This is a genomic window from Pseudomonas sp. LjRoot277, from assembly GCF_964253845.1.
In the GTDB taxonomy this organism is placed as follows: domain Bacteria; phylum Pseudomonadota; class Gammaproteobacteria; order Pseudomonadales; family Pseudomonadaceae; genus Aquipseudomonas.
In genome coordinates this window covers 4,331,918-4,347,449 of the sequence record NZ_CAXURI020000001.1, presented here as the reverse complement: position 1 = coordinate 4,347,449, position 15,532 = coordinate 4,331,918, and the positions used below count along the sequence as shown (strand labels likewise).

14 protein-coding genes are annotated in these 15,532 nt (G+C 60.4%); 2 read left to right on the top strand and 12 right to left on the bottom strand.

Features of this window, described 5'->3' with window-relative positions; all coding sequences use genetic code 11:
- Positions 1-41 precede the first annotated feature (41 nt).
- Entirely contained in the window at positions 42-980 is a 939-nt protein-coding gene (locus ACSQ87_RS20435; protein ID WP_134098824.1) for a GlxA family transcriptional regulator, read from the bottom strand.
- 123 nt (positions 981-1,103) lie between these two features.
- On the opposite strand from ACSQ87_RS20435, the gene ACSQ87_RS20430 reads away from it, so the two are divergent.
- Both ACSQ87_RS20430 and ACSQ87_RS20425 read left to right on the top strand, forming a co-directional pair.
- Positions 1,104-1,895, top strand: coding sequence for an SDR family NAD(P)-dependent oxidoreductase (locus tag ACSQ87_RS20430; RefSeq protein ID WP_223433473.1), 792 nt, complete (start codon positions 1,104-1,106; stop codon positions 1,893-1,895).
- Positions 1,896-1,962: 67 nt separating this feature from the next.
- Positions 1,963-2,895 (top strand): pyridoxal-phosphate dependent enzyme, encoded by a 933-nt coding sequence (locus ACSQ87_RS20425; RefSeq protein WP_436274236.1) that lies wholly within the window; start codon positions 1,963-1,965, stop codon positions 2,893-2,895.
- Positions 2,896-2,947: 52 nt separating this feature from the next.
- Here the strand turns inward: ACSQ87_RS20425 and ACSQ87_RS20420 are convergent, their stop codons facing one another.
- From ACSQ87_RS20420 to ACSQ87_RS20370, 11 genes are all read right to left on the bottom strand, one after another.
- Complete coding sequence (locus tag ACSQ87_RS20420; protein WP_223433471.1) at positions 2,948-3,265, bottom strand: DUF2388 domain-containing protein; 318 nt, start codon at positions 3,263-3,265, stop codon at positions 2,948-2,950.
- Between the two features lie 171 nt (positions 3,266-3,436).
- Positions 3,437-3,790 (bottom strand): DUF2493 domain-containing protein, encoded by a 354-nt coding sequence (locus tag ACSQ87_RS20415; protein WP_436274235.1) that lies wholly within the window; start codon positions 3,788-3,790, stop codon positions 3,437-3,439.
- Complete coding sequence (locus ACSQ87_RS20410; RefSeq protein ID WP_436274234.1) at positions 3,778-5,427, bottom strand: Na/Pi cotransporter family protein; 1,650 nt, start codon at positions 5,425-5,427, stop codon at positions 3,778-3,780. The genes ACSQ87_RS20415 and ACSQ87_RS20410 overlap by 13 nt, the downstream gene beginning before the upstream one ends.
- 185 nt (positions 5,428-5,612) lie before the next feature.
- The gene (mgtA, locus tag ACSQ87_RS20405) at positions 5,613-8,333 is read right to left on the bottom strand and encodes a magnesium-translocating P-type ATPase (RefSeq protein ID WP_436274233.1); all 2,721 of its coding nucleotides are present in this window, start codon (positions 8,331-8,333) and stop codon (positions 5,613-5,615) included.
- A 273-nt stretch (positions 8,334-8,606) separates the two neighbouring features.
- Entirely contained in the window at positions 8,607-8,903 is a 297-nt protein-coding gene (locus ACSQ87_RS20400) for a hypothetical protein (RefSeq protein ID WP_436274232.1), read from the bottom strand.
- Positions 8,904-9,409: 506 nt separating this feature from the next.
- Complete coding sequence (locus ACSQ87_RS20395) at positions 9,410-10,717, bottom strand: OprD family porin (protein ID WP_436274231.1); 1,308 nt, start codon at positions 10,715-10,717, stop codon at positions 9,410-9,412.
- Between the two features lie 101 nt (positions 10,718-10,818).
- Entirely contained in the window at positions 10,819-11,391 is a 573-nt protein-coding gene (locus tag ACSQ87_RS20390) for a PPC domain-containing DNA-binding protein (protein WP_223433465.1), read from the bottom strand.
- Between the two features lie 118 nt (positions 11,392-11,509).
- Positions 11,510-13,087: an aldehyde dehydrogenase (NADP(+)) gene (locus ACSQ87_RS20385; RefSeq protein WP_436274230.1), complete on the bottom strand. Its 1,578-nt coding sequence runs from the start codon at positions 13,085-13,087 to the stop codon at positions 11,510-11,512.
- Between the two features lie 30 nt (positions 13,088-13,117).
- Positions 13,118-14,077, bottom strand: a complete 960-nt coding sequence (locus ACSQ87_RS20380; protein ID WP_436274229.1) for an amidohydrolase family protein — start codon at positions 14,075-14,077, stop codon at positions 13,118-13,120.
- Positions 14,070-15,029 carry an amidohydrolase family protein gene (locus ACSQ87_RS20375; protein ID WP_223433463.1) on the bottom strand — a complete coding sequence of 320 codons (960 nt, stop codon included), beginning with the start codon at positions 15,027-15,029 and terminating at the stop codon, positions 14,070-14,072. The genes ACSQ87_RS20380 and ACSQ87_RS20375 overlap by 8 nt, the downstream gene beginning before the upstream one ends.
- Before the next feature lie 15 nt (positions 15,030-15,044).
- Positions 15,045-15,503, bottom strand: coding sequence for a thioesterase family protein (locus ACSQ87_RS20370; RefSeq protein ID WP_436274228.1), 459 nt, complete (start codon positions 15,501-15,503; stop codon positions 15,045-15,047).
- Positions 15,504-15,532: the final 29 nt, after the last annotated feature.

The window sequence follows — 15,532 nt, the reverse complement described above, 5'->3', positions numbered from 1 at the left end:
ACCTGACACCGTTCATTGTAGGAGCTGCCGCAGGCTGCGATCTACGCCGAACGGGCATTACGCCGAATCACCTGCGGCGGCTGCCCGAACGCCCGCAGGAAGGCTTCGCGCATGCGGCGGCAGTCGCTGAAGCCGGATTCTTCGGCGATCTGATCGAGGGTCAGGCGCCCGCGTTCCAGCATCTGCCGCGCCGTTTCCAGGCGCAGATTCTCGATGGCTTTGGCCGGTGATTGACCGGTTTCCGCCCGGAAAGCCCGGCTGAACTGTCGAGGGCTGAGGCGCGCGACGTCCGCCAGTTGCTCCACCGACAACGTCTCGGTGAGGTGTTCTCGCGCATAGCCAAGGACGGTTTGAATGCGGTCGGATTTCGCTTCCAGTTCCAGCAGCGCCGAGTGCTGCGACTGGCCGCCCGCGCGGCGGTGGTACATCACCAGTTTCTGCGCCACGGAACGGGCCAGCGCGGCGCCGTGATCCTTCTCCACCATGGCCAGCGCCAGGTCGATGCCGGCGGTCATCCCGGCGGAGGTCCAGATCGAGCCGTCGACGACGTAGATGCGATCTTCTTCAACCTTGATCGACGGAAACCGCGCTTGCAGCTCCCGTGCATAAGCCCAGTGGGTGGTGGCGCGCCGTCCGTCGAGCAAACCGGCCTGGGCCAGGACGAACGCCCCGGAGCAGATCGACGCCGTGCGCCGTGCGGTTTTAACGCTGTCGCGCAGGTAAGTCAGCACGCCCTCGGGTGCCTGCTCGAGGATGGCATCGCCACCCACCACAATCACCGTGTCAAACACCCGCTCACCAAAGGCCTCGGTGCCGACGCTCAGCCCACCGGAAGCGCGCAATGTACGGCCGTCTTCGGACAATACGCTGACGTCATAAAGCGCTTCGCCAGCGCTGAAGTTGGCGTACTCGAACACCGGCATGGCCGCCAGCGCCATGGACTGGAACCCTTCAAACACTACAAACGCCACGGAAGTCATCGAGATGTCCTCAAAAGGTCATGTCCGAAAAACGTACTTTAAACGTCATTTGAGACGGGCGTTAGACCCTTTATAACGGTTCACACCCGGCGACGTTATCGCCTCACTGTGAAGGAAATCGACATGGCCCTCTCATCCAAAGGTACCGCTCTGATCACTGGCGCTTCTTCGGGCATCGGCGCGGTGTATGCCGACCGTCTCGCCCGGCAGGGTTACGACCTGATTCTGGTCGCCCGCAGCCAGGCAAAACTGAACGCCCTGGCCAACCACCTGAGTAACGAAACCGGCCGCGCCGTGGAAGTGGTCGCCGCCGATCTGAAAGACAAGGCCGACGTGCGGCGGGTCGAAGAAATTCTACGTTCCGACGCCAGTATCACCCTGTTGGTCAACAATGCCGGGGTCGGCGCTGTCATGCCGCTGCTCGGTAGCCCGGTGGATGACATGGAAGACATGATCACCCTCAACGTGACCGCGTTAATGCGCCTGGCGTACGCGGTGGTGCCAGGCTTCGTTGCGCGTGGCGCCGGAACTGTGATCAATATTTCTTCGATCGTTGCCATCGCCCCGGAAATTCTCAACGGCGTGTACGGCGGGACCAAGGCGTTTGTCCTCGGCCTGAGCCAATCCATGCACCGCGAACTGGCCGACAAAGGCATTCGCATCCAGGCCGTATTACCAGGCGCCACTGCCACCGACTTCTGGAGCGAGGCCGGCAACCCGGTGGAAAACCTGCCGCAAGAGATCGTGATGTCTGCCCAGGACATGGTCGATGCCGCGCTGACGGGCCTGGCGCAAGGCGAAGTGGTGACCATTCCTGGCCTGCACCAAGGCGACCAATGGGACGCCTACGAAGCCCAGCGCCAGACGCTTTCAGGCTTGTTCGGCAATTCCACGGCAGCACCGCGTTATCGCTGAAGCGGTAGCCGCCGGGCAGGGTGAACTAAGCTTGGATTAGGACCGTTCACCCTTAAGGAGCACCACCATGCTTCACATCAGAACGCCCTTGATTCTGCATCCAGACCTGTCGACCCCAGCCCGACGAATCTGGCTCAAGCTGGAAAACCTGCAACCCAGCGGCTCGTTCAAACTTCGCGGCATAGGGCTTTTGTGCAGCCAGGCGGCGGCGCAAGGGAAACGCAAAGTGATCTGTCCTTCCGGCGGCAATGCCGGGTTTGCCACCGCCGTGGCTGCCGCCAGACTGGGATTGAAAGCCTGCATTGTGGTGCCGAACACCACGCCGGAAACCACTCGCGCACGGATCAGGAAAACCGGTGCCGAGGTGATCGTCCATGGCAAGGTCTGGGACGAAGCCAATCTACGGGCCAAGGAACTCGCGCAGGGCGCGGACACCGAATATGTGCCAGCCTTCGATCACCCGGTGCTGTGGGAAGGGCACAGCACGATGGTCGATGAAATCCTCGAGGATTGCCCTCAGGTCGATGCGCTCGTGATGTCGGTAGGGGGCGGAGGATTGCTGGCGGGGATTCTCACCGGATTGATCCGCCACAAACGCATGGACTGCCGGATCATCGCGTGTGAAACCCAGGGCTCTGCGTCTTTTGCAGCCGCTGTCAGTGCCGGACATCCGGTCATATTCCCCCTGATCGATACGGTCGCCAGGTCGCTCGGCGCTACGTTGGTGGCCGCCTGGCCGGTGCAGCACATCCTCGATTTCCCCCACGAGTGCGTGGTGCTCAGCGATAACGAGGCGATCATGGGCGTGGTCCGTTACGCCAATGATCTGCGTCAGTTGGTCGAACCGGCGTGCGGTGTTTCGTTAGCGATTGGGTACCTGGACCATCCGGCGATTGCCGGCGCCCATGATGTGGTGATTGTGGTGTGCGGTGGCGTGAGCATCAGCGCGCAACTGGTGGCGGGTTGGGCGCGATTATCCACCGGTGCTGAAACAAGGTAGGGCTGCAAACGCTATCCGGGTCCCGCAAGCCCCACCGTTACTTTTTCAGCCTTTATTGACCCGCAGCTACGCCTTCCTGGACGAGGATTGCTCTGGCCAGGTCTTCGTCGCTGGCGTTGAGGCCGGGATTTTCCTGACGAATCTGCTTTAAGTACGACTCCAGATAAACACCACGAATCGCGCCGCCACTGGCAACGAAGCTGGAGGCGTCATCCCGAGCCGGAATCACCCGTTTGTCATCCTTGAACGTCGAATACAGCGATGCGGATACCCCGGCTGACGTGGCGACATCTTTTGCATCTACATCGGCCATGGCTGAACCAACGGGCAAACAAAGCACTAGTGAAGAGATGATAATCAGACGGCGCATGACGGTGTCCTCTGAAAGCGTGAAGCAAAAAAGGAAGTATCTCATCTGTAGGATGCGTGGCGGTCGTCAGGAGTTCCCTGCCGATGCGTTATCAGTCCAAAGCCTGCGCCTGAAAAAGCCCAACCCCTCGCCGCTCCCACAGGGTTCCTCTTTTACTGACAGATCCTGGATTTAGCCCCAATCCGCTAGCGATAACGTTTGCAAACCCTTCCCCCGAGCCTGTGCGACCAGTTCTTCAGTGTCTTTACCGCCGGGCAGGGCGATGACCACGTCGGGGCGGCTGTCGTGCAGCATGAAGTGGTTGCGCAGGCGTTCGGCCAGTTTGCCGTGGCGTTGCCAGTTGGGCGGGTAGCGCACGATGTCGGCGCCGTGTTCACGGGCCCATTCCTCGATGTCGGCGCCCAGGTATTGATTGCCGCCATGGATCAGCACCTGCACCGGGTACAGGCGCTGGAAGGCGTCGAGCACGCCGCGGCATTGGCGGCTGTCGGCGTAATGGCGGCCGGCACAAATCAGGACGCGCATGGCGAGGCCTCCTTGGTCTGATCATCGCCCAACGGCTCACCCGCCCGTTCCAGCAGCGGATAGGCGAGGGCGGCGATGTGGTGGTGTACCCGACGATAGTCACGCAGCACGCGCTGAAAGATGTCGCCGGATTCAGCCCAGGTGTTTTTGTCCTCCTGCAGTTTGCGAAAGTGCTGACGGCTGGCGTCGGCTTCGAGTCGCCGGACGCTCTCCTTGCGGCTGATCAACTGGTGCGCGGTGGCAATGTCTTCGCGCAGGAACACGGTGATCGCCAGGCTCAGGCTTTCCAGCAGCGCCTCGTGCAACGGCGCAATGTTGCGCAATTCGAACACCGAAAAGTGTTCACCGCGGCGCAAGCGGCGCATGGCCACCTGCGTGAGGCTGCTGGAAAGAATGTCCGCGGCGTGTTCGAGGTTGATCACAAACGTGAGGATTTCCTGGGCGCGATCGGCATCGCTGTCGCTGATGCCTTCCTGGCCAATGTCCGCCAGATAGGCGCGAATCGCCGCGCTCAACAGGTCCGTGGATTGATCGATGCGCCGCACCTCATCGGCACAGGCCGGCGCCGAGGTATGGAACAGCTGCAGCGTGCGCTCAAGCATGGCCGAGAGCATGTCGGCGATGCGCAGGGCTTCGCGGGCGGCGTTGGACAGGCCGATGTTGGCGACCTCCAGCCCGGCTTCGTCGAGGTAGCGCGGCATGCCCGGATCGACATCCCGCGCCGGCTCCGGCAACAGGCGAGTCAGCAGTCTGGCCATGGGCTCAGTGAAACCGATGAACACCAGCGCCAGCAAAAGGTTGAAGCCGGTGTGCAAGTAAACCACCAGCGCCGCCGGATCGAGATTCAGCGATGCCAGCCACCCGGCCAAGGGCAACACCACCGCCGCGCCCAAGGCCCGCACCAGCAGATTGCCGAGGGGCAGGCGCCGGCCGACGTTTGAGCCGGCATTGATCACCGACGGTAACGCACCGCCAATGTTCACCCCGAGCACCAGCGCGACGATGGTCGTTGCCGAGAGCATTCCGGTGGCGGCCAGGGACACGATCAGCAGCACCACGGCCACGCTCGAATGGCAGAGCCAGGTAAGGATCAGCGCTACCAGCAGCGCAATCAGCAGGTCGCCGTCGAGGCTTTGCATGATCAGCTGGAACACGGGTGTGCCTTCCACGTCGGCCAGTGTCGAGCCGAGCATATGCAGGGCCATCAGCATCAGCCCCAGACCGATCAATGCACAGCCGACGCTCTCGAAACGCGAGTCATCCCGCAGTCGGAAGACGATCAGCCCGGTCAGCAAAACCATTGGTGTAAGGATCGAAATGTCAGCGCTGAGCAGCTGCACCACCAGGGTCGAACCGATGTTGGCGCCGAGCATCACCGCCAGCGCCGGGGCCAGGCCCAGGGTGCCGGCGGCGGTGAACGAGGTGGCCATCAGGCTGACGGCGGTGCTGCTTTGCAAGACGCCGGTAATGCCGATGCCCGCGAGCAGGGCCAGCCAGCGGTGGTTGAGGTGCCGGCCCATCCAGTGGCGCAGTGCCGTGCCGAAGCCGCGCAACAGCGCCGAAGAAATCATGTGCGTGCCCCACAGCAACAATGCAATGGCGCCCGCGAGGTTGATCAGTAGAGTCGTTCCCGACATGAGAACTCTCCTTTATTTCGTGTTGCATTGATCGAATTGCTGAACACAAAACCCTGTGGGAGCGGGCTTGCTCGCGAAAGCGGTGGGTCAGTCAACATCAGTGCCGAATGTCATACCGTATTCGCGAGCAAGCCCGCTCCCACATGGATGGCGGTGTTCAATCCATTTGGGCTTGTCTTACGCCATCAAAACCACTGCTTGAACCGGCGGATGTAGATCGTCTTCATGGTTTGCGCCACCACGCAGTAGCTGAGCAAAGTACCCACCAGCCAAGGGAAGTAGTCCCATGGCAACGGCACCAGGCCGACCAGCGCGCCCAGCGGCGAGAACGGGATGTAGATGCCCAGGCAGATCACTACGCCGGTGGCGAGAATCACCGGCAATGCAGCCGTGCTCTGGAAGAACGGAATCTTCTTGGTGCGCAGCATGTGCACTACCAACGTCTGCGACAGCAATCCTTCGATGAACCAGCCAGACTGAAACAGGCTCTGCATTTCCACGCTGTTGGCGGCGAACACGTACCACATCAGGGCAAACGTGGTGATGTCGAAGATCGACGAGGTCGGCCCGATCCACAGCATGAAACGGCCGATGTTCTTCGCATCCCACTTGCGCGGTTTGCTGAGGAATTCCTTGTCCATCTTGTCCCACGGCAGCGCCAGCTGAGAGATGTCGTACATGAGGTTTTGCAGCAGCAGGTGAATCGACAGCATCGGCAAAAACGGAATGAACGCACTGGCCACCAGCACCGAGAACACGTTGCCGAAGTTGGAGCTGGCGGTCATGTTCAGGTACTTCATGATATTGCCGAAGGTTTCGCGGCCCTTGAGCACGCCTTCTTCGAGCACCATCAGGCTCTTTTCCAGGAGGATGATGTCCGCCGATTCCTTGGCGATGTCCGTGCCGCTGTCCACCGAGATCCCGACGTCGGCATCGCGTAGCGCCGGGGCGTCGTTGATGCCGTCGCCGAGGAAACCCACGGTGTGACCATTGCCTTGTAGCGCCTTGAGCACCCGGGATTTTTGCAGCGGCGTCAGCTTGGCGAACACCGTGCGTTCTTCGACCCGCAGCTTGAGGGTGGTGTCGTCCATGTGCTCGATGTCTTGGCCGAGCAGCGGCGTGCCTGGATCGAGGCCGACTTCACGGCAGATCTTGCAGGTGACCACGGCGTTGTCGCCGGTCAGCACCTTGACCGTCACGCCCATGTCGCGCAGTGCGGCAATGGCCGGGCCGGCAGTTTCCTTTGGCGGATCGAGGAAGGTCAGGAAGCCGCGAATCACCAGGTCGCGCTCATCGGCGGTTTTGTACTGGTTTTTGCTTTGGGTTTTCGGGATTTCGCGGGTGGCAACCAGCAGTACCCTGAAACCGTCCTCGTTGTACTCGTTGGCCAGGGCCAGCAAGTCTTTGCGTCGCTGTGCATCCAGCGCGACCACCTGGCCGCTTTCATTGATGTGGCTGGCGATGCTGAGCATTTCCTCGACCGCGCCCTTGCACACCATCAGGTGATCGTCGCGGCTGTCCTTGACGATGATCGACAGGCGCCGACGGACGAAGTCGAACGGCAATTCGTCGACTTTGCTGTAGGCGAACGGCACACGGAACGTTGGATTAGCGTTGGCGAATTGCACCACGGCCTGGTCCATCAGATTTTTCAGACCACTCTGGTGATGGCTGTTGAGCCACGCCAGTTCGAGGATCGAATCGTCGCGCCGGCCGTGGCTGTCGACGTGGTGCTCGAGGATGATCTTGTCCTGGGTCAGGGTGCCAGTCTTGTCGGTGCACAGCACGTCCATCGAACCGAAGTTCTGGATCGCATTGAGGCGCTTGACCACCACTTTTCGCTTGGCCATAGCCATGGCGCCTTTGGCCAGGTTGGCGCTGACGATCATCGGCAGCATTTCCGGGGTCAGGCCAACGGCAACGGCCAGGGCAAACAGGAACGCATCGCCCCAGTCACCCTTGGAGAAGCCGTTGAGCAGGAACACAATCGGTACCATCACCAGCATGAAGCGGATCAGCAACCAACTGACGCTGTTCACCCCACGGTCGAACGCGGTTTGCACCCGCGAGCCGACGATGGCTTTGGCCAGTGAACCGAAGTAAGTCCGAGCCCCGGTAGCCACCACCACAGCCTTGGCCGTGCCGCTGACCACGTTGGTGCCCATGAAACAGATGTTCGGCAAGTCCAGCAGGTTCGACTGATCTGGCGCGGTGCTGGTGGCGGACTTTTGCGCCACATTGCCCAGGGTGTCGTACTTCTCGACCGGCAAGGCTTCACCGGTCAGCACAGCCTGGCTGATAAACAGGTCGCGGGATTCGATCAGGCGGATGTCGGCCGGGATCATGTCGCCAGCGCTCAACTGAACGATATCGCCGGCCACCAGATCGCGCATCGGCACTTCACGCAGCACCGATTTGCCGTCCTTGTGCTCGCGGCGCAGCACGGTAGCGGTGGTGCGCACCATTGCCTTGAGGGCTTCGGCGGACTTGGCCGAGCGGTATTCCTGCCAGAACCGCAGCAGGCTGCTGAGGCTGACCATGGTCATGATAATGATGACCTTGGTCAGGTCGGCGTCATCCGCTTCACCGTTGCTGATCGGCAGCCAGTAGTCAGTGAAGAAACTGATGCCGGCCAGGGTCAGCAGCACATAGATGAAGGGATTGTTCAGGGCTTTGAGCAGTTGGATGAGGGCGTGAGGCGGCTTGTCGTGGGCCACTTCGTTGTGACCGTTGCGTGCGAGGCGGCCCTGGGCTTCGAGTTCGGTCAGGCCGTCAGTGGTGGCGTTGAGGTTGGTCAGCGTGATGGCCAGGCCGTTCTGCGCTTCCCGTGCGGCGCGCATCGACAGCTTGGCGTTGTCGTTGCTGGCGCCTTGGGCGGTTTTCTTTGCGGTTTTTACAAGGGTCATTGCTGTGCTCCTGCCGCCGGCTCGCGGCACGACACACAGGCACCTCAGCTAATTAAAGACGAGCGCACGTATGTCGAGCCGCCAATAAGCGATCGATTCTGATCGTTGCGTTTTTAATAGTTGATGTTCGCTGTCCGTCGATTGGAACGTGACGGGCAGCGAACCGTCTACTGGCTTCGTCCATAACTAACTCACTATTTAACAGGCAATAAGAAGTTGCCGAATTCCTTGATAAGGAAACCGTTAAGGAAGGGCTTTTAAAGTGCCTTCAGCTCAATTGAAAGTGCGCGCCCCGAGGAACAGGCCGAACATCAGGCCGGCCTGCTGGAACAGGCGCGCGATGCGCCGACTCGGTGGTTCCTGGCTATCGTCGAGGCTCCAGCGTTGCTGAAGCTGACCCGTCATCGGGCAAACGCGCCAGTTGGCACGCAGTTGCGCCCTGGCAGGGGAGGAAGGGCTGGAAAACGGTGCGCTGGCCCGGGCTGTGGCAGGACGCTCACGGCAGAGCTTGACCCGCATGGTCGAGGCAAAGGCGCGTACGCCGGGCATTACAGTGGATTTTAAGTTCATAACATACCTCTGGACCGGACTGACGCCGGCGAGGCAAGTTACGGTGGAGCATCAAGCTCTAGCGCAGCTCACCCGACCGAAAAGTCGAGTCCCGTCATGTTCTGGGTTATGTGCCAGAGCCTGCGAATTCGCAGTGAACCGGCAGCGACTAGATACTGTGTCCATTGGATACTTTTGTGAGTTGAAAAAAGGCCTGTGAAACCGGCCCGCGCAATTTACTCAGGGAGGTGGGTGAAGTCAACCTTCAATACTTGATTAAAGTGCAATTGAATGGAAAAACTTCGGATCCGGTTATTGAAGTTAGAACTTGTTCAGGTAAATGACAGTTAATTGTCATTTTTATGATGCGCGCCGTAGGAACAAAGTTCGCTCCCACAGGGAGTTAAGTTGATCACATATTCTGCGGCCACCCGAGATTCAATGTGGGAGCGGGCTTGCTCGCGAAGGCGGTATGTCAGTCACATTGAAGTTGAATGTGCAGACGCTATCGCGAGCAAGCTTTGCTCCTACAGCAAAGGAATGCTGTAGCTCACGATCAAGCGATTCTGATCCTGATTGCGGGATGCCTCGCTGTTGGACTCGCCGTTACGCCATCCAAATCCAACCCCTTTAAGCGAACCGGACTGAATCACGTAGTCCAGAGCAATATCCCGCTCCCATTCCTTCTGGGTATCGCCAGAGGTCGTCTTGATATCGTCCCCGCTGAGGTACATGACGGACGCTTTCAGGCCTGGCACACCCATGGCAGCAAAATCATAGGCGTATTGACCGAAGGCCGTGCGTTCGCCCGCACGGGTGAAGGTTTGAATCAGGCGGTCGGTGTACAGATAAAGGCTGGAGCCGCCGGCACCCTTGTTGGCCAGGCTGCCCTGATTGAGCTGCGTGAAGTTGCTGCCGCTCGAAACGCTTTGGTAGCCCGCCGTGACTGCATGGCCACCCAAGGTGTAAATCAGCGCGGCGCTCCAGGTTCGGTTATCGATCTCGCCATCATTGCCTTGGGTGTAGCCACTGATTTTGTAGCCTGAAGTGCCCGAGCTGTTTGCACCGGACGAGTCCGTCTTGAAGTAGCGCAAGTCGGTTTTCAGCGATTGACCTTCCGCGATCGCCAGCGTGTGGATCAGGCCAAAAAATTGCTGGGTGTAGTAGTTGTCGAGGTTGGCGTAGTAATACTGGGCCGTCAGGTCCTTGGTGACTTTCCAGTCGCCCCCGGCAAAGTCGAACGCGTTGCTTTCGCGGGTGCCGCCGGTGGCGGCCAACCCCGTCTGATCGCTTGAGCCCCGTCCTGTTGCGTGTTCGATTCGGCCTGCGGTGAAGGTCAAGTCCTTGAACTCGCCCGAGGTGATCTGGCCACCTTCGAAGGTCTGCGGCAGCAGTCGGCCGTCGTTGGAGACGAGGATCGGAAGTTTGGGCATCAGTGTGCCCAGGCGAAGTTCGGTTTTCGAGACTTTGACCTTGCCGGTCAACCCCAACCGGCTCCATTCGTCGACGGCGCGGTTGTCGCTATCTGAAGGAATCATGCTGCTGCCGACGTGCCGTCCCTTGCCACTGTCCAGCGTAATCCCCATCAGGCCCAGTGCATCGACGCCAAAACCAACCGTGCCATCGGTGTAGCCCGATTTGTAGTCCAGCATGAAACCCTGCGCCCACTCTTCGGTTTTCGAAGGCGCTGCGGTGCCGTCACGGTTGTCGTTGTTGAAGTAGAAATTCCTCATCCCCAGTGTTGCTTTGCTGTCACTCAGGAAGTCGGCGTGCGCCTGGGTGCTGAGTGCAATGGCACCCAATGCAAACGTCACCACCGTTTTCTTGTTACTCATCTGAATCGCCCCTTTTTTTGTAGTTTGTATTTGGGAGGGAGGCTCCCGCAGTAGCGGGTGCCGGCAACGTTCGATGCCTGCGGGAGCGTTATTCGCCTGGCTTAAATACCCAACACGTTGGCGCCGATGCACGGATCAATCCCGCGCTCCAGACGACGCTGGTGGACGATCACGGTGATTTCCATCGAGCCGGTGGTCACTTCGAAGTCGAGGATGTGGCCGCCGTACGCTTGAAACGTGGCGTCACCGGCAACACCGTGCATATGGATCGAAGGCTGGTCGTTCTTCCACGCCACGGAGCCGGTGACGCTGGCCATCTCGACACTGTTCAAGGTCTTGGCGTCGAAGTCCTTTTTATCCTTGTTCCAGAAACCGAACTTCACGTTACCGAAGCCGATACCGCTGATGGAGGCGCTGGGGATTTTCTCGGCGATGGCCAGTTTGGTCAGCTCCTTGAAGGCGTTATCGCCCATGCGCAGCACCATGAGATAGCCGGTCGGGGTTTTGGTGTAGCGCGGTGTCGTTTCAGTTACACATTGCATGGGTGCTGCCGTCGCGGTGGGTGCGGTTTCTGCAACCGCGAGTGGGGAAAACGTCGAATTGATCAGAACGGCAGCGGTGACCGCCAACATCATCTTGGAGAGACGCAGTGTCGGGTGAAGTTGAACGTGCATGAGACTTCCTCTGTTTTTGTTGTTGTGGGCTACAGCGTTTTTTGAGGCGAGCGTGTCCGGCGCCTATTTTTCGATAGGCGACGGAGTTGCTATTAACGGTGAGTGTTAGTTCGGTGACTTACAGCGCATCACGGCTGCTGACACCGTCAACCAGTCGGGCAATGCTCAACGGGTTGGCGTTCTTCAGCGCGTCCGGCAACAAGCTGTCGGGGCAGTTCTGATAACAAACGGGACGCAGAAAACGATCAATCGCCAACGTTCCGACCGATGTACCGCGAGCATCCGAAGTGGCCGGGTACGGTCCGCCGTGAACCATGGCATCGCAGACTTCCACCCCGGTTGGATAACCATTGAACAGCACGCGCCCGACTTTCTGTTCCAGCAGAGCCAGCACTTCGTTCAGGGTATTGAGGTCTGAATCTTCGACGATCAGCGTGGCGGTCAACTGACCGCGCAAACCGTGCAGAGCCTGGAGCAACTCGGCCTGGTCGGCGACTTCCACCACGAGGGTGGTCGGGCCGAAGACTTCTTCCTGAAGCAACTCATCACCGTTGATCAACAGGCTGACGTCGGCCTTGAACACTTGCGGCTGCGCCTGATTGCCCTGTTGTCTAGCGCCGGCCAGGTGCGTCATGCCGGGGTGTGCGTGAAGATTCTCCAGACCGTGGCAATAGCTTTTCAGCGCGCCGACGTTGAGCATCGTTTGCGCGGATTGCTCCCCCATCAACCCGGTGAAGCGTTCGAGGAAGGCCGTGAACTCTGGCGAACGAATGCCCAAAACCAAGCCGGGATTGGTGCAAAACTGACCCGCGCCCAGCACCACGGAAGCGCTCAGCTCGGCGGCGATCTTGTCACCGCGCGCCTTCAGTGCTTCGGGCATCAGCAAGACCGGGTTGATGCTGCTCATCTCGGCGAACACCGGGATCGGTTGAGGACGCGCCGCTGCCATGTCACACAAGGCCCGACCGCCGCGCAATGACCCAGTGAAACCCACCGCCTGGATCGCCGGATGCTTGACCAGTACTTCACCGATGCTGCCGTAGAGCATGTTGAACACGCCATCAGGCATTCCGGTTTTTCTGGCCGCGCGAGTGATCGCATCGGCGACGTAATCGGCGGTTGCCATGTGACCGCTGTGGGCCTTGAACACCACCGGGCAGCCCGCTGCGAGGGCGGAGGCGGTGTCGCCGCCGGCAGTCGAGAAGGCCAGCGGGAAGTTGCTGGCACCGAACACGGCGACCGGACCGAGCCCGGTGCGGTACTGGCGCAGGTCGGGGCGGGGCAGCGGTTGACGGTCAGGCAGCGCACGATCGATGCGGGCGCCGTAGAAATCGCCGCGACGCAGCATCGTGGCGAACAGGCGCATCTGGCTGCTGGTGCGTGCCCGCTCACCTTGAATGCGGCCGGCGGGCAGGGCGGTTTCCCTGCACACGAGGGCGATGAACGAGTCGTCCAGCGCCTCAAGTTCCGTGGCAATAGCCTCCAAAAATTGAGCGCGTCGGGCAGCTGAAAGATTACGAAAGATCGGGTAAGCCGTGGCCGCCGCTTCTGCGGCCGCATTCACTTCATCCACAGTCGCCTGATGGAAGCGATACGGCAGTGCTTCGCCGGTACTGGCGTCGTGGCTTTGCAAGGTGCTCGAGCCTTTAGCCGAACGAGCGCCAGCGATGTAGTTGTGGCCTGAAACTTCAAACATGGGAACTCCTGAAGGGCTGTTCAATAAAGGTCAAGTGAGCCGGTAAATGCGTCGGGCGTTGTCATGAAACAGGGCGAGCCGATCCGTGAGGGAGCGGTCGCTGACAATCGTTTTGAAGCCGTCGAAGATCTCGCTCATGCCGTTCACGACGCCGTCGACCGGGTAATTGCTGGCAAACGCACAGCGACTGACATCGACAATCGAAATCGCGTCGTTCACCACCACGCGGTTCGACTCGACGGGCCACGCCTCGCCGGGGATGCAGATGCCGGAAATCTTCAGGGCGACGTTCGGCTCTCGTGCCAGCAACGCGAGGTTTTCACGCCAGCCGGCCAACCTTTCTTCCGAACGATCAGATGGCAGCGCCGTGTGATTGACCACGATGGTCACGTCAGGAAAGTCTCTGGCCAGCTCGGCCGCTTCCGCCAGATGCCACCATGGCGCCTGCAACTCGAAATGCAGGCCGTTTTCAGCCAGTTGTGCGTAGCCGTCGCGCCAGCGGGGATCGCGCATGGAGCCGGGCGCCACGAAATCTTCGCGCCATGCCTCAAGGGGGGTGACCGCGGGTTTGTGGCGCACGCCGCGCACCAACGGATGATCGCCGTATCGGCGCAAGAGGTCCGATGCGTCTTCACGGTCAAGCCAGGCCTGCGCCACCATCGCTGCCAGGGTCGGTTCGTTTTGTGCCAGTGATTCGACAAACCTCACCTCATCGGCGGGCGTCGCAGGGTCCCATTCACCCTCGATGACGACGGTCTGCACGATGCGATGGTTGCCCGTCAGCCGGCGATAGTCCTCAGGCAGAAAGTTGCGGCAGATCGACGAGTAATCGCCATAACGAAACGGCCGCAACGGTCGGTCGTTCAGCCACGGGTAGTAATGGGCCTCGATATCGAAATAGTGCTGGTGGGCGTCGACGATGGGTAAGTCCGCATCCTCGCCGCTGGCCAGAAAGCGCGCGCGCCAGTCGATCACGGATGGGTTATCCATGCTGTTCCTCCAGACGATAAAAGCGTTGTGCATTGCCGGCGAACACCGCTTCCTGCACGGCACGACCCAGGGGGGCGAGCATCGCGGCCACGCCATCGGCAATCGTGTCGTAGGACGCGCGCAATCCGGCGACCGGGAAGTTGCTGGCGAACATGCAGCGCTCGGGGCCGAAGATCTCCAATGCGGTCAGCACCACGATCCGGTTATCGTCGTAGTTCCAGGGCGAGTCTTTCAGCCCGAACTCCGACAGCTTGATGTGCACGTTGGGCTGCAAGGCCAGTGCTTCCAGGCCCTTGCGCCAGCGGGTCATGCCTTGCGGGCTGCGATCCCAGGCGAAACCGGTGTGATTGAGGGCGATCCGGATCTGCGGAAACATCGCCGCCACTTCGGCGGCCTCGACCAAATGCCACGGCGGCACGCGCAGGTCCCACGACAGATCGTGATCAGCCAGACGCGAAAAGCCTTCCAGCCATTTCGGGTCCTGCATGGTGCCGCGAGCCCCGGCAATCGACACCTCCGGTGACGCCGAAGTCACCGGTTTGGAGCGTATGCCTTTCACCAGCGGCCTGGCGGCCTGAGCCGCGAGAATGTCCGCGCTGTCCTCACGGTCGAACCAGGCGTGGGCAACGATGGCATTCGGGAAGCCGTAGCGGGCATTCACCTGTTCCAGCCAGCGTGTCTCGGCGACTTGCTCATCGCGAGCACGCTCGGCCTCGACATGCACCGTTCCCACCAACCGTTGTCTTTCGGTCAGGGCAAGATAGTTTTCCGGCAAGAAATCACGGCAAAGGCTGTGATAGTCGCCGAGGAAAAAATCCTCGTGATACTCATCCTGCAGCCAGGGATAACGACCGTTGCCCAGGTCCCACAAGTGGTGGTGAGCATCGACAATCGGTAACGCATCCTCGGCCGCAAGGTTGGGCAAGCCATTGCGTTCGTGCAGCGTGATCATGACGGGGTCCCTTGCTCAGCGCGACGCGGCGAATTGGGAAGGGCTGAGTACGCTGTCTTCGACGTCTCCTGCGGCGGCCGCCTCGGCCTTGGCCTGAACGCGGCTGCGCAGTTTGGCGACGTTCACCACCACCCGGGTATGCGCCGCCGTGGCCACCAGCTCGACGTCATCGCGCACTTCGACGTTGAAGGTGATGCTGCGACCCTCGATACGGGTGACCGTGGCGACGATGCTGACCGACATGCCCTGCAACGTGGCGCCGACGTGGCGGATGTCGACCGCTGCACCGACGGTGTTTTCGCCCTCATCCAGGAAGGTGAGCAGGTAATCAAGGCAGGTCTGTTCGATATCGTCGACCAACCGTGGCGTGGCGTAGATGCGCAAGTCTTCGCCGAGAAAAGAGATGGTGCGCTCCTTGTCGACGATCAGTTGGCGTTCGGTGGCGGTGCCGGCTTCGAGTGTGGAAAAATTCATGAGAAACCTCGTATTTGCGTGCTGACAGT